Origin of the sequence: Rudaeicoccus suwonensis, assembly GCF_007829035.1 — a bacterium.
GTDB classification, from domain to species: Bacteria; Actinomycetota; Actinomycetes; order Actinomycetales; family Dermatophilaceae; genus Rudaeicoccus; species Rudaeicoccus suwonensis.
In genome coordinates this window covers 2,287,378-2,308,271 of the sequence record NZ_VIVQ01000001.1, presented here as the reverse complement: position 1 = coordinate 2,308,271, position 20,894 = coordinate 2,287,378, and the positions used below count along the sequence as shown (strand labels likewise).

The following is a 20,894-nucleotide window of genomic DNA, read 5'->3' as shown; positions in this document are numbered from 1 at the left end:
TCCGAGCGGGTACGAGCAGTGCGGTGCGGCACGAATGGTTCGACGCGCCCGCTGATCGGCATAAAGAATTCGCGTATGGCGTTCACCTTTGCGAACCTGAGGAGAACATGACCGAAACACACACCCCTGGAGGCGCGATGGCCGCCCGCCCCGATCTGCTCGATGGTCGCGCCGCCGCTCTGGCTGCCGAGGCCGACCACGACCCCCGCTACGACTCCGACGGTTTTCTGATCGAGGACTCCGGCGCCGATGGAGACCAGTTCGACCGTCAGGAGCGCGCCGCCCTGCGACGTGTCGCGGGACTGTCCACCGAACTGCAGGACGTCACCGAGGTCGAGTACCGCCAGCTGCGTCTTGAGCGGGTCGTGCTGGCCGGCGTGTGGGGCGACGGCACGGCGCTCGACGCCGAGAACTCACTGCGTGAACTGTCCGCGCTCGCCGAGACAGCCGGGTCCACCGTGCTGGCCGGGGTGCTGCAGCGGCGGCAGAAGCCGGACCCGGGCACCTGGATGGGCTCGGGCAAGGCGCAGGAGTTGCGCGACATCGTCATCGCCGAGGGCGCCGACACCGTCGTCGCCGACGCCGAACTCACACCGAGCCAGCGGCGCGGCCTGGAGGACGTCGTCAAGGTCAAGGTCATCGACCGCACCGCGCTGATCCTCGACATCTTCGCCCAGCATGCCAAGTCCAAAGAGGGCAAGGCACAGGTCGAACTCGCGCAACTGCAGTACCTGCTCCCGCGCCTACGCGGCTGGGGTGAGTCGATGTCCCGGCAGGCCGGTGGCCAGGCCGCTGGTGGCCAGGGCATGGGCTCCCGTGGCCCCGGTGAGACCAAGATCGAGCTCGACCGGCGACGCATCAACACCCGCATCAGCAAGCTCAAGCACGAGCTGACCGGGATGAAGACCATGCGCGACACCAAGCGCCACTCGCGTCGCGCGAACTCCGTGCCGTCGGTCGCGATCGCCGGCTACACCAACGCCGGCAAGTCCTCGATCCTCAACAGACTCACCGGTGCCGGCGTGCTCGTGCAGAACCAGCTGTTCGCCACCCTCGATCCGACCGTGCGACGGGCCGAGACCGCCGACGGGCGGCATTACACCCTCGCCGACACAGTGGGCTTCGTCCGCGAATTGCCACATCAACTCGTCGAGGCCTTCCGTTCGACGCTGGAGGAAGTCGCCGACTCCGACCTGCTGCTGCACGTGGTCGACGGCTCGCACCCCGACCCCGAGTCACAGATCAGCGCGGTGCGCGAAGTGCTCGCCGACGTCGGTGCACACGACGTGAAAGAGGTCATCGTCGTCAACAAGGCCGACGTCGCCGACCCCGAGGTGCTCGACCGGCTGTTGCGTGGCGAGAAGCATGCGATCGCTGTATCTGCCCGCACCGGAAGTGGATTCGCCGAACTTCTCGAGTTGATCGCGGCCGAACTTCCGCGACCGCAGATCCGCATCGAGGTGCTGCTGCCCTACGACCGCGGCGACCTGCTGAGCAGCCTGCACGAGGAAGGTGAGGTGCTCGACACCGAGCACACGGCCGAGGGCACCCATGTGCACGCCAAAGTGACGCCGACCCTGCAGGCCGAGCTTGCGGCATACGTGCTCTGACCGGGTCGGCGACTCCCACGTCCTGACGACCGCGAGCCTTCTCGACGGATTCGCAGGTGCCGGACGGCCACGGTGGGTGTGACCGTGGCAGTCTCGATTCCGTGACGACCACACCCGCACCCGCGACCTCCGCCGAGCACGACCGACTCGCGGCATCCTCCGGACCCGACGCAGCGTGGCGTCTGTGGGGGCCCTACGTGTCCGGTCGCCAGTGGGGCACCGTCCGTGAGGACTACTCGGAGGACGGAAACGCCTGGGACTACTTGCCGTTCGACCATGCGCACCGACGCGCCTATCGATGGGGCGAGGACGGTATGGCGGGGCTCTGTGACCGCTTCGGATTCCTCAACCTCGGTATCGCGCTGTGGAACGGCCACGACGACCGGCTCAAGGAGCGCTACTTCGGGCTGACCAACGCCCAGGGCAACCACGGCGAAGACGTCAAAGAGATCTGGTGGCCGACCGATGCGACGCCGACGCACTCGTTCGCGTCCTGGCTCTACCGCTACCCGCAAGCCGCCTTCCCCTATGCGGATCTGTTGGCCGGCAACGCTTCTCGTGGCAAGCTCGACCCGGAGTACGAGCTCACCGACACCGGGGTCCTCGCCGACAACAGGTTTTTCGACGTGACCGTCACCTATGCAAAGGCGAGTCCGACCGATGTGCTGATGGAGGTCACGGTCACCAACCATGGGCCTGACGCAGCACCGGTCGACGTCGTACCCCAGGCGTGGTTCCGCAACACGTGGGCCTGGGGCCGCGACGATCGCGCGCCCTCCCTGGCTCTCGACGGGCCGGTGGTCCGAGCCGAGCATGCCTGGCTCGGCACCTACGAGATCGAAGCAGATGGCGACCCGCGAATTCTCTTCTGTGACAACGAGACCGATGCTGAGTCGCTGTGGGGTTCGGCTAACGCCAGCGACTGTCCGAAGAATGGCATCGACACTGCGATCGTGCACGGCGATCCATCACGTACCCGCGACGACCACGGCACCAAGGTCGGCTTCTGGTGGCACTTCGACGCCATTGCGCCCGGCGCCAGTCAGACCGTCCGGCTGCGGATGCGCGCGGTCGCAGCAGGAAGCGAGGCCGACAGTGCGCCCTTCGAGGCGCCCGCGGTCGGCACTGCTTTCGGAGCCGGTTTCGACGAGGTGATCGCCGAACGTCGCGCCGAGGCAGATGAGTTCTACGCTGCGGTGATTCCAGCGACGACGACGGCCGAGGATGCTCATATCGCACGTCGCGCTTTCGCCGGATTGCTCTGGGGGAAGCAGCTTTTCAGGTATTCGGTGCACGAGTGGCTGGAGGGTGACCCGGCGCAGCCGACGCCTCCGGCTGCCCGCCGCGACCCCAAGACAGGTCGTAACAGCAGTTGGACCCATTTCGACCTCGCCGACGTCATCTCGATGCCCGACGAGTGGGAGTACCCGTGGTTCGCCTCGTGGGATCTCGCCTTCCACACGGTTCCCCTCGCACAGATCGACCCTGACTTCGCCAAGTCGCAGGTCGAACTCATGGTGCGCGAGTGGGCACAGCACCCGAACGGTCAGCTGCCGGCATATGAGTGGAACTTCAACGACGTCAACCCACCGGTGCACGCCTGGGCTGCGTGGCAGGTGTTCACCGTCGATGGCGGCACCGACCGCGGCTTCCTGGTGCGAGTGTTCACCAAGCTGCTCTTCAACTTCTCCTGGTGGGTCAATCGCAAGGATTCTGAAGGGACTTACCTGTTCGAGGGCGGCTTCCTCGGCATGGACAACGTTGGCCTGTTCGACCGCTCGCAGCCGCTGCCGGACGGGATGCGGTTGGAGCAGTCGGATGCCACGAGCTGGATGGCGTTCTACGCCCTGTCCATGCTGCGCATCGCGGTGGAGCTGACCCGTCACACCGACGGATGGGACTCCACCACGCGCACCTTCTTCGAGTATTTCCTGCGGCTGACCGGTGCACTGGAGAACTTCGGCAGCCGTGGCATCTCGCTGTGGAACGAGGACGACGGCTTCTTCTACGACTCGATCGTGCATACCGATGGATCCTCCGAACAGCTGCCGGTGCGCTCGCTGGTCGGCCTGCTGCCGCTGATCGCTGTCGAGTCGGTGCACCCGGCGCTGATGGTCGAGTTGCCCTCGCTGATCAAGGAGGTCGACTGGGTCGAACGGCGCGACCCCGGACTGGCCGACGTGCTGATCCACCACGAGCTGCACGACGACGCACGTATGACGCTGACACTGGTCGGGCGGAGTCGCCGGGTCCGCTTGGTGAAGCGGATGTTCGACGAGTCGGAGTTCCTGTCGCCGCACGGCATCAGATCTCTGTCGGCGCAGTACCGTGAGCAGTTCAGCATGGACATCGACGGTGGCGACTTCTCCATCCGCTACAACCCGGCCGAGTCCGACACGGGCCTGTTCGGTGGCAACTCCAATTGGCGTGGCCCGGTGTGGTTTCCGGTGAACTATCTGCTGCTCGACGCGATGTGGTCGTATGCGGCGGCCTACCCGGACGAACTGGTCGAGGATCCCTCCGGGTCGGGTGACAAACGCTCCATCGGTGCAGCGGCGGCGGATCTGTCCGAGCGCCTGGTCAGCCTGTTCCGCGTCGGCGCGAACGGTCGTCGCCCGGGCACGCCGCGCTGGTATCCGAGCGGGCCGCTGTGGGATGAGCACGTGACCTTCAGCGAATATTTCGACGGTGACACCGGTGCGGGGCTCGGTGCCACCCACCAGACCGGCTGGACCGCGCTGGTGGCACACCTCATCGTCGCTCCGGGCGGTATGCCGGGCCGCTGACACCAGGCGCCACGGCTCTGTGGATGGTCGCCCGGCGGTGACGTCGGCACGGCATACCCTGGTGCGATGCCCGCCGATCTTGATTCGCTCATGCACGCCGCAATCGGGGGAGTGGGCGGCTCCGACCGGCCCGGTCAGGCCAAGATGGCCCGCGCGGTCGATCAGGCGATCGCCAGCGGCTCGCACCTGCTCGTGCAGGCAGGCACCGGCACCGGCAAGTCACTGGCATATCTCGTGCCGGCCATCAAGCACGCGGTGGCCGCCGGGCAGCCTGCCGTCGTTGCGACGGCCACCCTCGCGCTGCAGGCCCAGATCGTCGACCGTGATCTGCCGCGCATCGCCGACGCGCTCGCGCCGGAGCTGGGCCGCCGGCCGACTTACGGCTTGGTCAAGGGACGACGAAACTACCTGTGTCTGCACAAGATCGAAGGCGGCTACCCCGAGGACGAGGAGGGCCTGTTCGAGGTGGGCGAGGTCGATCGCGCCGCGGGTCGCATCGGCGAGGAGGTCGTGCGACTGCGCGAGTGGGCGCAGGAGACCGAGACCGGTGAGCGCGACGAACTCGTCCCGGGCGTCAGTGAGCGTGCCTGGCGGCAGGTGTCGGTGTCGGCGGAGGAGTGCCTCGGCTCGAAGTGTCCGATGGTGCAGGAGTGCTTCGTCGAACGCTCGCGAGCACGCGCCAAGAACGTCGACGTCATCGTCACCAACCACAGCTTCATGGCCATCGACGCCTTCGAAGGGCGTCAGATGCTGCCCGAACACGACGTGCTCGTCGTCGACGAGGCACACGAACTCGTCGACCGGGTCACCTCGACGATCACCGACGAACTCACCGGTCCGATGGTGGCCACTGCTGCCCGACGCTGCGGTCGTATGGCGGATGCCTCGGCGATGCGAGAGGCCGGCGAACTTCTGCAGGAGTTACTCGGCGGATTTCCCGAAGGCCGACTCATGGGTGTGCCCGACTCGCTGGCATTGGCGCTCGCGCGGGTCCGCGACGCCGCGCGGTCGGTGCAGTCGGAGTTGAAGCCCGCGACGCCGGCCGACAACGACGGCGCGCGACAGGTGGCACGAGCCGCCGTCGACGAGATCTTCGACAACGCCGACCGCGTGTTGGAGGGACGTGAACTCGACGTCGTTTGGATCTCCCAGGACCCGCGGCGTGGAGCGGTGCTGCGCGTCGCACCCATGAGTGTCGCAATGTTGTTGCGCGACAAGGTTTTTGGCGATCGGACGGTCGTGATGACCTCCGCCACACTCGAGCTCGGCGGCACCTTCGACTCGGTGGCGGGCACGCTCGGCCTGCGCGGTGAGGGTGGCCCGCAGTGGACCGGTCTCGACGTCGGTTCGCCGTTCGACTACCCGCGACAGGCCATTGCGTATGTCGCCTCCCAGTTGCCCGCTCCCGGTCGTGACGGGCTCTCGCCGGCGGCGCTGGACGAGATCGAGGTGCTGGTCCGCGCTGCCGGCGGCCGCACTCTCGGGTTGTTCTCCTCGACGCGCGCCGCCAAGGCGGCAGCGGAGGAGATGCGCACCCGCCTCGGCGACGACATCCCAGTGCTGTGCCAGGGCGACGACCAGATCACCACGCTGGTGCGGCAATTCGCGGCTGACGGGCGCACCTGCCTGTTCGGCACCATGACGCTGTGGCAGGGCGTCGATGTGCCTGGATCAGCCTGCCAGTTGGTGATCATCGACCGCATCCCGTTCCCGCGCCCCGACGACCCGCTGGCGTCTGCGCGCTCGCAAGAGATCGCCCGCCGTGGCGGCAACGGCTTCATGGCCGTTTCGGCGACACACGCCGCCCTGCGACTGGCGCAGGGTGCGGGCCGGTTGATCCGTCGCGGCGACGATCGCGGCGTCGTCGCCTTCCTGGACACCCGGATGGTCACCGCCCGGTATGCCGGATTCCTGCAGAAGTCGCTGCCACCGTTCTGGCCGACCAGCGACCGCGCTCTGGTGCTGAAGGCGCTCAAGCGCCTCGACGAGGTCGCCGCGCCCGTGCTGCCGGTTCACGAACCGGCGCGACTGCATCAGTCGGTGAAGCCCAAAACTGCTGCAAGGCAACGGAATACATCTGCGACAGCGGAGTCGGCACTCGGCTCGGCCGCCGCTGCGGACCGCTTGGAGCAGTCCGCCGCCTACGACGCTCTGGGTGACACGCTGCTGATGACCGACGGCGCCGGTCCTGTGGCGGAGGAGCCAGCGGCGATCACGCCCGAAGCACCCGACCCCGAGACCGCCCGGGTCAGTGAGCCGCAGGTCGCTGCACCTGTGGACGAATCCGAGGTGCCGCAGGCGCCTGCGGCATACGTGCCCGCCGACGGGTGGAGCGCAGAGGACGACGAGGAGCTGCGCGACGGCGCCGACCTCGGGCTCGGGCTCGCCGAACTCGCCGACCATCTCGATCGGCCGGTGGACGCGGTCGCGGCCCGCGCGGAGGCCCTCGGTCTCGACATCGCCTGATCAGGGCGGCGCTCAGCGCAGTACGACGGTGCTGCTGCCGTTGATGAACACGCGGTGCTCGGCGTGCCAGGTGATCGCCCGGGCAAGCACCTGCGTCTCGACGTCGCGGCCCGCCACGACCATCGCTTCGGCGCGATAGCCGTGGTCGATGCGTGCGGTGTCCTGCTCGATGATCGGGCCTTCGTCCAGATCCGGCGTGACGTAGTGCGCGGTCGCGCCGATGAGCTTCACGCCACGCGCGTGCGCCTGGTGATAGGGCCGGGCGCCCTTGAAACTGGGCAGGAACGAGTGGTGGATGTTGATGGCGCGCCCGGCGAGCGCCCGGCACAGATCGTCCGACAGCACCTGCATGTAGCGCGCGAGCACGACGAGTTCGACGTCATACTCGTCGACGAGTTCGAGCAGCCTGGCTTCGGCGCTGGCCTTGGTCTCGACCGTGACCGGGATGTGGTGGAACGGCACGTCGTGCGCGGCGGCCATCGCGGCGAAGGTCAGGTGGTTCGAGCCGACGCCGACGATGTCGATTGGCAGTGAGCCGGCCTGTTGACGGTAGAGCAGGTCGCTGAGGCAGTGGCCGAGACCGGACACCATGACCAGTGCGCGCATCGGCTGAGCAGCCGGCCACAGACCCCACGTCATACCGAACCGCTCGGCGACCGGCTCGAGGCATTCGCTGAGCGCGTCCTGGTCGGCGGGTCCGTGCACGCGGGCGCGAATGAAGAACCGCCCGGTGAGCGGGTCGCCGAACTGCTGGCATTCGTCGATGTTCATGTCGCGGTCGACCAGCACGCTGCTGAGGGCGTGCACGATGCCCGGGCGGTCCTCGCACTGCGCGGTGATGACGTATGACGGGTCGCTCAACAGCGGTCCTTCGGTTGGTGGCTGCGGTGTCGGTGCCGAATGGCAGAGTGTGAGTATGACGGACCTGCCGCCTCTGGTGCTCATCGCCGGACCCGAACAACTGCTGGCGGAGCGGGCGGCAGCCAGCACGATCGACATGTTGCTCGCGGGCGATCCCGGTGCCGAGGTGGTGCGGATCGACGCAGCGACCTACGAGTCGGGGGAGCTGCAACTGCACGCCAGCCCCAGCCTGTTCGGCGGCACCAAAGTGCTGCTCGTGCGTGACCTGGACGAAGCCCGCGAGGATCTCGTCAGTGACGTCGTGACGGTTGTGTCCGGTGGTCTCGACGGCGGCACGCTCATCGTGCAGCACAAGGGTGGTGTTCGCGGCAAGAAGGCGCTCGATGCGCTGAAGAAGGCGGGCGCGCGCGTCATCGATGCTCCCGCGCTCAAGTCCGACCGCGACAAATCCGCCTTCGTCACCAACGAGTTCCGGCGGCAGGGGCGATCGGTGGCGCCCGATGCCGTGCGCGCGTTGCTCGAGGCGGTCGGCAAGGATCTGCGCGAGCTCGCCTCGGCCTGCCAGCAACTCATCGACGACACCACAGGCACTGTCACCGCCGAGTATGTCGAGCGTTATCACGGTGGCAAGGTCGACGCGACCGGCTTCCGCGTCGCCGACGCCGCGGTGGGTGGCAATGCTCCTGAGGCTTTGCGACTGCTCCGCCACGCGCTCGCGTCAGGGGTGGACCCGGTGCCGATCGTGGCGGTGCTGGCCAGTCAGTTGCGGCAGGTCGCGCGGGTGGCGACGGCGGGTCGCGGTTCGTCGGCGGCACTGGCCAAGGAGCTCGGGATGGCACCCTGGCAGGTCGACCGCGCGCGGCGCGATGCGCAGGGCTGGGACGGCGACCGGCTCGGCCGCGCCATACAGGCCGTCGCTGCTGCCGACTTCGACGTCAAGGGTGGCGGCCGCGACCCGGTGTATGCAGTGGAGCGCGCCATCCTGACGATCGCAGGGGAGCGCCAGGGCTGACCGCCGAAGTCCGGCGTCATCGGATCCCTGCCGGGCACGCCTCGATTTGGGCGGGATGGCGCGCTTTTGGTAGCTTTGTGCCTTGCGTGCGCGCTCTGGTCGTGCGCGCACGACAGCACCAATCAGCGCGGCAGCATCGCCCGGGTGTCCCCACGCCCCATCCGTTGCCGCGTCTGTCACCCTCAATGACAGAGTTCTTCACCATTTCTCGACCAAGGAAGTTCTTACGTGGCAAACATCAAGTCGCAGATGAAGCGGATCAAGACCAACCAGATCCGCACTGAGCGCAACAAGGCTTACAAGTCGGAGCTGCGGACCTGGATCCGCAAGACCCGCGAGGCTGTGGAGTCCGGCGACAAGGCCAAGGCGTCCGAGGTGCTGGCGACGGCATCCAAGAAGCTCGACAAGGCCGTCTCCAAGGGCGTCATCCACAAGAACCAGGCAGCCAACAAGAAGTCGGCACTGGCGAAGTCGGTCAACTCGATCGACGCCTGAGCCTGGCGCTCACCACGCACGCAAGGTCCGGTTCCCCGGCTGGGGGCCGGACCTTCGTCATACCCCAGGGGCCGTGCGATAGCCTGGCATCGTGCGGCGGTTGCTTCTTCTTAGCTGGCCGCGTTGACGCCAAGCGGACTTCGACGCGGCTGACCCTTCCATGCGTGGAGGGGTTTCTTCATGTAGCGGGTCCGACGCTTCGCCAGCCACCAGTGACGACGAAAGTTTTGCGATGAACGATCAGCAGCCAGCCCACCGTTACACCCCCGCCCTGGCCAACCAGATCGAGCGCCGATGGCAGGACCGTTGGGAGGAGGAGGGCACCTTCAACGCGCCCAACCCCAGCGGCCCCTGGGCCGATCCTCAGGCGATCGGTGACAAGCCGAAATTCATGGTTCAGGACATGTTTCCCTACCCCTCCGGCGTCGGGCTGCACGTCGGACACCCGCTGGGCTTCATCGGCACCGACGTCATCGCCCGTCACCAGCGCGCCATGGGCCGCAATGTGCTCTACACGATGGGGTTCGACGCCTTCGGGCTGCCGGCCGAGCAGTATGCCGTCCGCACCGGTCAGCACCCGCGCAAGACGACCGACGACAACATCGCCAACTACATCCGGCAGCTGCGCCAGTTGGGCCTGTCCCATGACACCCGCCGCGCCATACAAACCATCGACCCCGGCTTCTACAAGTGGACGCAGTGGATCTTCACCCGGATCTACAACGCCTGGTATGACGAGCGCGTCGGCAAGGCACGCCCGATCGAGGAACTGGTGTCCGCCTTCGAGGCCGGAGCACTCCCGACCGCCGACGGCCGCGAGTGGGCGCAGTTGTCCGCGGTGGAGCAGCGTGCCGAGGTCGACGGTCGCCGGCTGGCCTACAAGTCGTCCGCAGCGGTCAACTGGGCCCCGGGCCTGGGCACCGTCGTCGCGAACGAGGAGGTCACCGGCGAAGGCCTCACTGAGGTCGGCGACTTCCCTGTCTTCCGGCGCAACCTGCCGCAGTGGATGATGCGGATCACCGCGTATGCCGATCGGCTGATCGACGACCTGGACCTGCTGGACTGGCCCGAGTCGATCAAGGCGATGCAGCGCAACTGGATCGGCCGCTCGCACGGCGCCGCGATCGAGTTCACCGCCGGCGACGCGACGATCGAGGTCTTCACAACACGACCGGACACGATTTTCGGTGCGACCTTCATGGTGCTGGCGCCGGAGCACCCACTGGTCGACGAACTCGTCCCGGTGGCATGGCCTGCGCAGACCCGGCAGGCGTGGACCGAAGGAGCAGCGACGCCGAAGGAGGCGGTTGCGGCATACCGGTTGAGCACCTCGCGCAAGTCGGATCTGGATCGTCAGGCTGACGAAGACAAAGCCAAGACCGGTGTCTTCACCGGCGCCTTCGCGACGAATCCGGTTTCGGGAGAACAGGTTCCGGTCTTCATCGCCGACTACGTGCTGATGGGTTACGGCACCGGCGCGATCATGGCGGTGCCGGCGCAGGACGCACGTGACTGGGCCTTCGCGAAAAAGTACGACCTGCCGATCGTGCGCACCGTGCAGCCGAGCGAGGGTCACCCCGACGACGAGCCGTTCCTGGGCGAGGGCCCGGCCATCAACTCCGAGTCCGAATCGATCTCGTTGAACGGCAAGGGAATCGCCGAGGCGAAGGCCGCAGTGATCGCGCACCTGGAGTCGGTCGGCGCCGGTCACGGCACCATCACCTACAAGCTGCGTGACTGGTTGTTCAGCCGCCAGCGGTACTGGGGAGAGCCGTTCCCGATCGTCTACGACAAGGATGGCGTCGCGCACGCGCTGCCGGAGTCGATGCTGCCGGTGCAACTGCCCGAGGTGGCCGACTACTCACCCAAGACCTACGAGCCGGACGACGCCGAGTCGATGCCCGAGTCGCCGTTGTCCCGCGCGACCGACTGGGTCGAGGTCGAACTCGACCTGGGTGACGGCGTGCAGACCTACACGCGCGAGACCAACGTGATGCCGCAGTGGGCTGGATCCTGTTGGTACGAAATGCGTTACACCGATCCGGACAACGCCGACCGATTCGTCGACCGCGGCTGCGAGGAGTACTGGATGGGCCCGGGCCGTGGGTCCGGTGCCGGTGTCGCGGGTGACCCTGGCGGTGTCGATCTGTATGTCGGCGGTGTCGAGCACGCTGTCCTGCACCTGCTTTACTCGCGCTTCTGGCACAAAGTGCTCTTCGACCTGGGCGAGGTCAGCTCGCGGGAGCCCTTCCGTCGGCTGTTCAACCAGGGCTATGTGCAGGCGTACACGTATCGCGATCACCGCCTTGCGCCGGTGCCGGCCGCCGAGGTGGAGGAGCACGGCGAAGGTGACGCCACGACGTACACCTGGAATGGGCAGGCCGTCACCCGCGAGTACGGCAAGATGGGCAAGTCGCTCAAGAACGTCGTGACCCCGGACGAGATGTGCGAGCAGTATGGCGCTGACACCTTCCGCCTCTACGAGATGTCGATGGGACCGCTGGACCAGTCGCGCCCGTGGGAGACCCGCGCAGTCGTCGGTTCGCAGCGCTTCCTGCAGCGGCTGTGGCGCGTCGTCGTGGACGAGGAGTCCGGCGAGCTGTGCGTGTCCGACCATGCTCCCTCGGATCAGCTGAATCGGTTGCTGCACAAGACGATTGACGGTGTAGCACGCGACTACGAGGCGTTGCAGTTCAACACCGCGATCGCCAAACTGATCGAGCTGAACAACGCCGTCACCAAGGCCGGCGCCGCGCCACGCTCCGTCGTCGAGCCGCTGATCCTGATGACCGCACCTGTTGCGCCGCACATCGCCGAGGAGCTGTGGCATCGCCTCGGGCACGAACAGACGCTCAGCTACGAGCCGTTCCCGGTGGCCGACCCGGCGCTGCTGGTCGACGACACCGTCACCTGCGTGGTGCAGGTGCAGGGCAAGGTGCGTGACCGCCTCGAGGTCCCTGCCGACATCAGCGAAGCCGACCTCGAGTCGTTGGCCCGCGAGAGCGCCAAGGTCCAGGCAGCGTTGGACGGCAAGCAGATTCGCAAGGTGATCGTGCGCGCGCCCAAGCTGGTCAACATCGTGGCGGGATGACGTTGCGATGACCGTGGCGGTGGTGACGGACTCGACGGCATACCTGCCGGTCGATCTCGCCGCTCGCCACGGCATCCACGTCATACCGCTGCAGGTCGCCGTCGGTGGTGTCTCCCACGAGGAGGGGCGCGATGTCACCTCCGAGCAGATCGCGACCGCGCTGCGGGAGTTCGTGCCGGTGTCGACGTCGCGGCCGGCGCCGGCGGCGTTCTCCCGAATGTACGCCGAGCTGTCTGATGCCGGCGCCGAGGCGATCGTCTCGATCCACCTGTCCGCGCAGATGTCCGCGACGCTGTCAGCGGCCGAACTTGCGTCGGCAAGTGCACCTGTGCCGGTGACCGTCGTCGACAGCGAAACCATAGGTATGGCGATGGGTTTCGCTGTTCTCGCTGCTGCCGATCTGGCGGCGGCCGGAGGAGATGCGGGGGCCGTCGCGGAGGCGGCGCGCCGGCATGCGCAAGCATCGACCACCGTGTTCTACGTCGACACACTCGAGCACCTGAGACGGGGAGGACGCATCGGACGCGCATCGGCCATGGTGGGCTCGGCCCTCGCGATCAAGCCACTGCTCACCGTGCGCGACGGCCACATCGAGCCGTTGGAGCGGGTCAGAACGGCCAGCAAGGCGTTGGCGCGGCTCGAGGCGCATGCGCAGGCCGCGGCCACTGAGCTGGGGCGGCGTGATGACGTCGACGGCGTGGATGTTGCTGTGCACCAACTGGATTCGCGCGATCGTGCGGAAGTGCTGGCGGAGCGGCTGGCGCGAGAGATTCCGGAGGTCGGGCGCGTGCTCATGGTCGAGGTGGGCGCTGTCGTGGGTGCGCACGTCGGGCCGGGCACCCTCGCCGTGGTCGTGGCGCCACGTCCGAGCGCGCACAGGAGCAGCATCAGCGACGACCTCAGCTGAGCCGGCGGTACATCGCGGGAGGTGTGCGGCATGGTGGGGCCGTGCGTCCACAGCGAAGGTGTGCCGTGGCTGTTGTCCACAAGGTGGGGAGTCTGTGGGCGACGGTTTGGGCTGTGGCGCCTAGCTTTTCGGCATGCCACGTTCACGTTCTGATGCGCCGGTGCCGGACCGCCTTGCGGCGGTGCTGGAGGAACTCGAGGCTGTCCGACGTGCGCCTGGCTGGGTGCCCACTTCGCAGACGCTGCTGGATCAGCCACGCTCGACTCTGAGTGAGTTGCCTCGAAGGATCGCTGAGTTCGGCGGGCGTGGCGCCGCAGACGAGCTCGGCGATGGCGAGACCGAAGAGCTGGACACATCGTCTCGAACGCGGCGCGACCTCGGTGGGCGAGCCGCGCGTCACCGCGCTACCGGGGACTCCGAGATCGTGCGGCCGCACGAGCCACTTGTGCGTACGCCGTCGTCTCTGCGTGATCCGCTGCTCGCGCCGAGTCGGCTGGCGGTGATCGGGGCGGTGGTGCTCGTGCTTGTGGCAGCGGTGGTCTTCGGTGGTCGTGCGGTGCTCGCACGCGCCAGCTCGACTCCTCGTCCGCTGGCCGCAGCCAGCGCGTTGGCGAGCGCGTCGTCCAGCGGATCGCCTTCGTCCCGCTCGGGATTCGGCTCCGGCGCAGATGCGGATCAGGTGGCGTCGGGATCCCCGTCGTCGTCCGGACAGTCGATCGTCGTGGTGCAGGTCGTGGGTCAGGTGCGCAAGCCCGGTGTGGTCGAGATCCGTACCGGGTCGCGCGTGCGCGATGCGGTCGAGGCTGCCGGTGGCGCACTTCCGACTGCCGATCTCGCTGCAGTCAACTTGGCTCGTGTCGTCACCGACGGTGAACAGATCCAGGTGCCGAAGCCGGGTGAGTCGATCGCGCCGCCGGCCGGTGCCACCGGCTCGGGTGGTGCGGGAGGTGGATCCGCCACCGGGTCGGGAGCGGCCGGCGCAGTCGTCGACATCAACACCGCCGATGCCGCAGGTCTCGACAGCTTGCCGGGAGTGGGCCCGGTGCTGGCAGAGCGCATCATCCAGTGGCGCCAGGAGAACGGGCGATTCACCTCCGTCGACGATCTCGGGGAGGTCAGTGGCATCGGCGAGAAGATGCTCGAGCGGCTGCGCCCGTTGGTGCGGGTGGGCTGATCGTGTGGCGCCGGCAGGTGACCGACGCCGTGCTTGATCGTCTGCTTTCGAAGGATGAACCGGAGGACGATGAGCCACGCCGGCTCGATCTGCGGCTGCTGGTCGCTGCGGGAGTTGCGTGGGGCCTTGTGCTCGCCGGTTTGCGGATGCCTGCGCTGTGGGTGGCCGTGATGGCGGTCGGCTGCCTGTGCGTCACCGGCATCTGTGTCTGGGGTGAGAGACGGTCACTGGCAACGGGTTTCGACCACTTCACTGCGACACCACGACCGTTGAAGTGGACTTGGCGTACGCGCACCTACCGGCGCGACGCGATCTACCCACGGTTGGTCGCCGTCGGAGCGCTTGGGGGAGCGGTGTCCGCGCTATGTCTGTGTGCCACCGCAGGACACCTTGCTGTCCGCTCAGCCGGGCCTATCGGCGAACTCTCGCAGACGTCGGCCATCGTGCGGGTCGAGGCTGTGGTCACCTCGGATCCCCGAGCGGTGGCTGCCGGCGTGGGCGGGGCGCAGCGACTGGTGATCACAACGGTGTCGGTCCGTCAGGTGGTGGCACGAGGAGCTGTGAGCACGACGACCACTCCCGTGCTCGTGCTCGGTGATGAGCGATGGCTTGAAGTCCATTGGCACCAACGCATTTCGTTCACAGGACGGCTGAAGCCGGCGGAGGCAGGTGACGACGTGGCGGCCATATTGACCGCGCGCGGTGCGCCGACGGTCCTCGCCGGTGCCGGCCCGTTGCTCGGCGCCATCGAGGGTCTGAGGGCTGACACACGCCAGGCGACATCCTCGCTGCCTGCCGATCCACGGGGCCTCGTGCCTGCACTGGTCATCGGTGACACCTCGGCCATGCCCCAGGAGCTCAACGACGACATGCGAGCCACCGGGATGTCGCACCTGAATGCTGTCTCCGGCTCGAACGTCACGCTCGTGCTCATGTCGGTGATCTGGCTGTCCGGGTGGCTGCGAATCCGCGGGCGCTGGCGGTTGATCTTCGCCGGCGCAGCGCTGGTGCTGTTCGTGTTGCTGTGTCGCCCGCAGCCGAGCGTCATACGGGCTGCTGCGATGGGAGCAGTCGGTCTGCTGGGAGTCTCGGTTGCCAGGCGGGCGGCGGGCCCGCCGGCGCTCGCCGCCGCGGTGGTGGTCCTGCTGATCTACGACCCGTGGCTGGCTGCGTCATACGGTTTTGCCCTGTCGACGCTCGCCACGGCTGGGCTGTTGTTCTTCGCCCGGCCCTGGGCCGACTGGTTCGCCCGGTTCCTGCCCTCCCGACTTCGCCGGTTAGCAGATGCCGTCGCGATCCCGGTGGCGGCGCAGGCGTTCTGCGCTCCGGTGATCGTGCTGCTGCAGGGATCGGTCAGCCTGATCGGGCTGCCTGCGAACGTGCTCGCCGCGCCGCTGGTTGCTCCGGCGACTCTCGCCGGTGTCATCACGGTCGTGGTCGCGGGCTTCAGCACGTCTGTGGCGGCGGTGCCGGCCTGGTTGGCGGGCTTGCCCGCGTGGGGCATCGCGTGGGTGGCGCACGCAGCCGCGAGGGTGCCGATGGGCAGCCTGCCGTGGGTGCCCGGCACCGTGGGTGCGTTGCTGTTGGCAGCCTTGGTGTTGCTGCTGTTGCTGAGTGGCCCGTGGCTTGCCCGTGCTGCTCTGCGACGACCTTGGCTGGCAGGGGGACTCGCGCTCGTCATCGCAGCCGTGTGGACTCCGATGCCCAGCCTCGGCTGGCCGCCGCCTGGATGGGTGTATGTCGCCTGCGACGTGGGTCAGGGCGACGGCGGTGCACTTGCGACGTCGTCGGGTCATGCAGTGGTCGTCGACGCGGGGCCTGAGCCAGGTCCGATGGCTGCCTGCCTCGACCGGCTCGGCATACAGGTCGTCGACGCGCTGGTGCTCACCCACTTCCACGCCGACCACGTGGGCGGCATCGACGGCGTCTTCGCCGGACGCACGGTTCGCGCGGTGTATGTGACCCCCGTGGAGCCGGGCGGACAGCAATCCGGCGGGGATGAGCCCAGCGACGAGCCGCTGGTGCATCAGGTATCTGCCGCGCATCGGCTCACCCCGCAGCCGTTGAAGACAGGCGACACACTGACGTTCACCGGTCTGCAGGCCACGGTGGTCTGGCCAAGCCGCGTGCTGCACGCCGGATCAGAACAAAACAACGCCAGCATCGTGCTCGACGTGCACTCCCGCGGCCTACGGATCGTGCTGACCGGCGACATCGAGAAGGAGGCCGCCGCCGCAGCGTTGCGCGAGCTTCGCAAGGCACCCGATGGCACTCACGTCGACGTGCTGAAGGTGCCGCATCACGGTTCCGCCAACCAGGATCCCGACTTCGAACACGAGTTGCAGGCGACCATAGGAGTGATCAGTGTCGGCGCCGACAACGACTACGGGCACCCCACCGCCAAGACACTGGATCTCTTGCGCGACAGCGGCACCGCGGTCGTCCGGACCGATCGTGGCGGCGACATCGCGGTGGTCTCGCGCGACGGCCACGCCCTGATCGCGCGACCGTGAACCGACAGCAACAACCCGCACAGCCCCCGGATCTGATCCGGCGGGTCAGCTCAGCTGGCCGATGTGCTTGTTTCTGTAGGGCGGCCGCGATCGTCGTCAGCACGGTCCCGCGTCAGCGCTTTCTGCGGCGTCAGTGACACAGGCTCTTGACCTGCGCCGCCTCGCACAGCGCGTCCAGCGTCGCCGCGACGGCGGGCACCCGTTGCAGATCAGGAGTGGTCACGGCATACACGGCGCGTCGGGACGCCGGCTCGATCGGCAGGGTGACAATCCCGGGGTGGCTGGCGGACCGGCGGATGAGATCCGGGATGAGTGCCACGCCCAGCCCCTCGGCGACCAAACCCATCACCGCAACGTAATCCTCGGTCTCGAACGCGACGTCGGGCGTGAAACCGGCGCGGGACGCCAGCGACAACAGGTGTCCGCGACAGCGGGGGCATCCAGCAATCCACGGCTCGGTGGCCAGCGCGGCAAGATTGACCCGCTCGGTGGCGGCCAGCGGATGATCCGTCGGCACGGCCAGGCGCACCTCGTCGTCCAGCAGTTTGCGGGTGACGAACGCGTCCAGATCCTCTTCGCCACGCGCCAGGTCCGTGCCTTCGTAGGCGAAGGCGACGGCCACATCGCACTCACCCGACCGCAGCGCTGCCAACGACTCCGGCGGTTCGGCCTCGGTGAAGCTGACCTGAACGTCAGGGAATCGTTGCTTGACCAAGGCGAGCGCTCTGGGAACCAGCGTGGACGACGATGATGGGAAAGCCATCAGGCGAACACGCCCCGCACGCAAACCTGCGATGGCGGCGACCTCGGACTCTGCTGCCTGAAGTGCCGCCAGCACAGCGACCGCGTGACGAGCGAGCACCAGTCCCGCTTCGGTCAACCGGACGTTTCGCCCGAGGCGCTCGACCAGCACAGTGCCGGTGCGTTCCTCCAATCGCCGCACCATCTGCGAGATCGCCGGCTGGGAGTATCCCAGGGAGGCCGCTGCGGCGGTGAAACTGCCCTCATCGCTGATGGCTTTGATCACCCGAAGCCCCGCTGCATCGATCATGCAATCGAGAATAACCCGTTGTTATCGGAATCGGGAGATGTCGATGCTCGGGTGATCGACGGTCCGACGTCAGCAGGTGTGCCGCAGCCAGTGGTCCTTCCTGGCCCACCACCCCGAACCACAGATCCCGGTGTGAGAGGTTGGCGATGTGACGAACGACTGGCAACGCCTGCGCGAGTTGGTTGCTGCCGGCGGGCTCGTCGCGCTCACCGGCGCCGGCCTGTCCACCGAATCAGGCATCCCCGACTACCGCGGCGCCGATGGTGAGCGCCGGATCCAGCCGATGACCGCGCAGGAGCTTTTGGCGAGTCCCGTTGCGCGGCAACGCTACTGGGCGCGTTCGTATGTCGGGTGGCCCCGCTTTGCCGCAGCCACGCCCAATGCGGGCCATCGGGCCGTGGCGGCGCTACAGTCCGCGGCATACGTCGGGTCGATCATCACCCAGAACGTCGACGGGCTGCACCAACGAGCCGGTGCGCACGACGTGGTCGAACTGCACGGCAGCCTGGCGCAGGTGGTGTGCATGAACTGCGGGGAGCGTTACGCCCGCGCCATCGTCGACCAATGGCTCACCGAGGCCAACCCGGATTTCGATCGGTCCTTCGACGGGCCCCTACGCCCGGATGGCGACGTCGCGTTGGCGGAGACGGCGATCGCGGGGTTCCGAGTGGGTCACTGTCTGGTGTGTGGATCTGACCTGTTGAAACCGGATGTCGTGATGTTCGGCGAGTCGGTACCCAAGGACGTTGTTCAATCGTGTTTCGACGCGGTTGACGCCGCGAGCGGATTGCTGGTGCTCGGATCATCTCTTGCGGTCATGTCGGGCTACCGGTTCGTGCGACGGGCGGCCCGATCCGGTCTCCCGGTGCTCCTGATCACGCATGGCTGGACGCGGGCGCGCGAGGATGAGTTGTCGGTGCACATCGATGCGCCGTTGGGCGCCAGCCTGACCCGTCTGGTGGAGGAACTTCAGACGTCCTGACCCGTCAGGTCCTTCTCAGATACTGCGCAGGACGGCTGTCACCTTGCCCAGGACAGTCGCCTCGTCGCCGTCGATGGGCTCGAACGCGTCGTTGTGCGGGATGAGCCACACCTTTCCGTCGGTCCGGCGGAAGGTCTTGACCGTGGCCTCGCCATCGATCATCGCCGCGACGATGTCTCCGTTGGTGGCCGTCGGCTGCTGCCGCACGACGACCCAGTCGCCGTCGCAGATCGCAGCGTCGATCATGGAGTTGCCGACAACCTTGAGCAGGAACAGGTCGCCTTCGCCGACGATCTGCTTGGGCAGCGGGAAGACGTCCTCGACGACTTCGTCGGCAAGGATGGGCCCGCCCGCGGCGATACGACCGACCACCGGGATGTATGCCGCTGCCGGCTGCTGGTTGCCGAGGTCGGTCTCGTCGAAGCTGGATTCGTCGACCGTCGTGACGCTCGACCCGCCGCGGTAACCGCGGGTGTCCTTGGTCGCCTCGGGATCGATGACCTCGATGGCGCGTGGGCGATTGGGATCGCGTCGCAGGTACCCCTTGCGTTCCAGCATGGTCAATTGATGTGCCACCGAACTGGGGCTGGTGAGCCCGACTGCGTCGCCGATCTCACGCAAACTCGGCGGGTAGCCACGTCGATCGACCGAATTGCGGATCACCTGCAGCACCTTCGTCTGTCGGGTCGTCAGGCGTTCGCCTGACCGATCGGGCAGCCGGTGAACTTCAGCCATCGACGCGTCTCCTCATCCCGCCCCTGATCGATGAAATGCCTGCAATGTCGCACATTTTCCAGGTTGCACCGAGGGGCTGTCGGTGGTCGCTGGTTGAGTTCTTCACGTGAGACAAGCGTATGCGGTTCGGACACAAGTGCCAAACATTTGTACGACGCGTGTCTCCACGAATCCGAACAAGCGTGCTATAAATCGTACAGACGTGCGATCGCACGGGTGTTCGACCGACACATCGACGCACCGGCTCACGGTGAGTCGGGTGTCATCCGCAGACGTCGCGTCACCGCACGCAGATTCATGGGAGGAAGACATGAGCGCAGTCACCCAGTGGGCTTGCCCGACCACCGAGCCGGCGCGACGCCGTCATCTGCAGTCGGTCCCGACCGGTCCTGCTGCAGCCGGTCGCAGTTCCGTCGCTCGGCCGGCGACGACCGCCAGGCCGATCCGCCTCACGCGGCGCGCTCGCCTGCTGCTCGGCGTCGTCGGTGCTGCTGTGGTGTGCACGGTCGTCGGCGGCTCCTGGGCCTCGTTGGCATCGCCCGGAGTGCCGGCGCCGCAGCAGACGGTCACGGTGCAGCCGGGCCAGACGTTGTCGCAGATCGCGCACGAGGCGTATCCGAAGCTCTCGATCGACGACGCGGTGGCGCGTATGCAGATCGTCAACCAACTGAACTCCAGTCAAGTGGGCGCGGGCGAGCGCCTGATCATCACGCGCTGAATGTCGCGTGTTGGGGGAGAGCGCCATGTCGGCCTACCACGCACCATGTGACGCCGGGGCGGCAACTGCGGCCCCGGCGTCACACGCCGGGTGAGAGGTGAGGCGTGCCAGCGTCGATGTTCGACGGTGGGGCTCCTATGGCCCCCGTGCGGTCGGACATTCCGCACGGGGCTCACTGTGCGTAGCGCATGGAGGGCACGGTCTGTGCGCGTAGCGGGACACTGTCGGGAGCCGCACGGGGGTGGCGACACGCCGTTACGCAGTCGTTTCCGACGCCATGACCTGCGCTTTTGTGAGCGGCGCGCCAGGGGTCTTGCGACTTGTGTGGACTCGGCCTAATATCCCTACATCTAGTAGTTACATGGATGTAAGTCGTCCACATGTAGTCCCCAATATATCCACCGGTTACCCACAACGGCATCCACAGAGCCCGAGTGCGGTGGTTCTGTCATGCCCGCTTTCTCCCGCACCGGTGAGGCGGTCGGGCATGGGT

At 67.3% G+C, this 20,894-nt stretch carries 14 protein-coding genes; 11 read left to right on the top strand and 3 right to left on the bottom strand.

The window, feature by feature from the left end:
- The first annotated feature begins 107 nt into the window (after positions 1 to 107).
- The 3 genes from hflX to BKA23_RS10495 all read left to right on the top strand — a co-directional run bounded on the left by hflX (position 108) and on the right by BKA23_RS10495 (position 6,862).
- The gene (gene hflX, locus BKA23_RS10505; protein WP_246104570.1) at positions 108 to 1,610 is read left to right on the top strand and encodes a GTPase HflX; all 1,503 of its coding nucleotides are present in this window, start codon (positions 108 to 110) and stop codon (positions 1,608 to 1,610) included.
- Positions 1,611 to 1,711: 101 nt separating this feature from the next.
- Positions 1,712 to 4,396, top strand: a complete 2,685-nt coding sequence (locus tag BKA23_RS10500; RefSeq protein WP_145227786.1) for an MGH1-like glycoside hydrolase domain-containing protein — start codon at positions 1,712 to 1,714, stop codon at positions 4,394 to 4,396.
- 66 nt (positions 4,397 to 4,462) lie between these two features.
- Positions 4,463 to 6,862, top strand: a complete 2,400-nt coding sequence (locus BKA23_RS10495; RefSeq protein WP_145227784.1) for an ATP-dependent DNA helicase — start codon at positions 4,463 to 4,465, stop codon at positions 6,860 to 6,862.
- Between the two features lie 12 nt (positions 6,863 to 6,874).
- On the opposite strand, the gene purU is transcribed toward BKA23_RS10495, so the two are convergent.
- Positions 6,875 to 7,726 (bottom strand): formyltetrahydrofolate deformylase, encoded by an 852-nt coding sequence (purU, locus tag BKA23_RS10490; RefSeq protein WP_425473773.1) that lies wholly within the window; start codon positions 7,724 to 7,726, stop codon positions 6,875 to 6,877.
- Between the two features lie 52 nt (positions 7,727 to 7,778).
- On the opposite strand from purU, the gene holA reads away from it, so the two are divergent.
- The 6 genes from holA (at position 7,779) to BKA23_RS10460 (ending at position 16,915) form a co-directional block, all read left to right on the top strand.
- Entirely contained in the window at positions 7,779 to 8,735 is a 957-nt protein-coding gene (gene holA / locus BKA23_RS10485; protein WP_145227780.1) for a DNA polymerase III subunit delta, read from the top strand.
- 228 nt (positions 8,736 to 8,963) lie between these two features.
- Positions 8,964 to 9,230 (top strand): 30S ribosomal protein S20, encoded by a 267-nt coding sequence (gene rpsT, locus BKA23_RS10480; RefSeq protein ID WP_145227778.1) that lies wholly within the window; start codon positions 8,964 to 8,966, stop codon positions 9,228 to 9,230.
- A gap of 232 nt (positions 9,231 to 9,462) precedes the next feature.
- Positions 9,463 to 12,321, top strand: a complete 2,859-nt coding sequence (leuS, locus tag BKA23_RS10475) for a leucine--tRNA ligase (protein ID WP_145227776.1) — start codon at positions 9,463 to 9,465, stop codon at positions 12,319 to 12,321.
- Positions 12,322 to 12,328: 7 nt separating this feature from the next.
- Positions 12,329 to 13,228: a DegV family protein gene (locus BKA23_RS10470; RefSeq protein WP_145227774.1), complete on the top strand. Its 900-nt coding sequence runs from the start codon at positions 12,329 to 12,331 to the stop codon at positions 13,226 to 13,228.
- A gap of 133 nt (positions 13,229 to 13,361) precedes the next feature.
- Positions 13,362 to 14,402: a ComEA family DNA-binding protein gene (locus BKA23_RS18000; RefSeq protein ID WP_145227772.1), complete on the top strand. Its 1,041-nt coding sequence runs from the start codon at positions 13,362 to 13,364 to the stop codon at positions 14,400 to 14,402.
- A gap of 29 nt (positions 14,403 to 14,431) precedes the next feature.
- A complete protein-coding gene (locus BKA23_RS10460; RefSeq protein WP_145227770.1) occupies positions 14,432 to 16,915 on the top strand; it encodes a DNA internalization-related competence protein ComEC/Rec2 in 2,484 nt (827 codons plus the stop codon).
- 130 nt (positions 16,916 to 17,045) lie between these two features.
- Here BKA23_RS10460 and BKA23_RS10455 read toward each other — a convergent pair whose 3' ends face one another.
- Entirely contained in the window at positions 17,046 to 17,966 is a 921-nt protein-coding gene (locus tag BKA23_RS10455) for a LysR family transcriptional regulator (RefSeq protein WP_145227768.1), read from the bottom strand.
- 148 nt (positions 17,967 to 18,114) lie between these two features.
- Between BKA23_RS10455 and BKA23_RS10450 the strand changes: the two genes are divergently transcribed.
- Positions 18,115 to 18,948 (top strand): NAD-dependent protein deacetylase, encoded by an 834-nt coding sequence (locus BKA23_RS10450; protein ID WP_145227766.1) that lies wholly within the window; start codon positions 18,115 to 18,117, stop codon positions 18,946 to 18,948.
- Between the two features lie 15 nt (positions 18,949 to 18,963).
- Here BKA23_RS10450 and lexA read toward each other — a convergent pair whose 3' ends face one another.
- Positions 18,964 to 19,683, bottom strand: coding sequence for a transcriptional repressor LexA (gene lexA, locus BKA23_RS10445; RefSeq protein WP_145227764.1), 720 nt, complete (start codon positions 19,681 to 19,683; stop codon positions 18,964 to 18,966).
- 310 nt (positions 19,684 to 19,993) lie between these two features.
- Here lexA and BKA23_RS10440 point away from each other — a divergent pair, with 310 nt between their 5' ends.
- The gene (locus tag BKA23_RS10440; protein WP_145227762.1) at positions 19,994 to 20,401 is read left to right on the top strand and encodes a hypothetical protein; all 408 of its coding nucleotides are present in this window, start codon (positions 19,994 to 19,996) and stop codon (positions 20,399 to 20,401) included.
- Positions 20,402 to 20,894: the final 493 nt, after the last annotated feature.

What these genes read in the sequence shown, in the direction of transcription:
- BKA23_RS10495 (WP_145227784.1), top strand. Translation starts at nt 4,463, where the DNA reads ATGCCCGCCGATCTTGATTCGCTCATGCACGCCGCAATCGGGGGAGTG.
- holA (WP_145227780.1), top strand. Translation starts at nt 7,779, where the DNA reads ATGACGGACCTGCCGCCTCTGGTGCTCATCGCCGGACCCGAACAACTG.
- BKA23_RS18000 (WP_145227772.1), top strand. Translation starts at nt 13,362, where the DNA reads ATGCCACGTTCACGTTCTGATGCGCCGGTGCCGGACCGCCTTGCGGCG.
- BKA23_RS10470 (WP_145227774.1), top strand. Translation starts at nt 12,329, where the DNA reads ATGACCGTGGCGGTGGTGACGGACTCGACGGCATACCTGCCGGTCGAT.
- leuS (WP_145227776.1), top strand. Translation starts at nt 9,463, where the DNA reads ATGAACGATCAGCAGCCAGCCCACCGTTACACCCCCGCCCTGGCCAAC.
- hflX (WP_246104570.1), top strand. Translation starts at nt 108, where the DNA reads ATGACCGAAACACACACCCCTGGAGGCGCGATGGCCGCCCGCCCCGAT.
- lexA (WP_145227764.1), bottom strand. Translation starts at nt 19,683, where the DNA reads ATGGCTGAAGTTCACCGGCTGCCCGATCGGTCAGGCGAACGCCTGACG.
- BKA23_RS10455 (WP_145227768.1), bottom strand. Translation starts at nt 17,966, where the DNA reads ATGATCGATGCAGCGGGGCTTCGGGTGATCAAAGCCATCAGCGATGAG.
- BKA23_RS10440 (WP_145227762.1), top strand. Translation starts at nt 19,994, where the DNA reads ATGAGCGCAGTCACCCAGTGGGCTTGCCCGACCACCGAGCCGGCGCGA.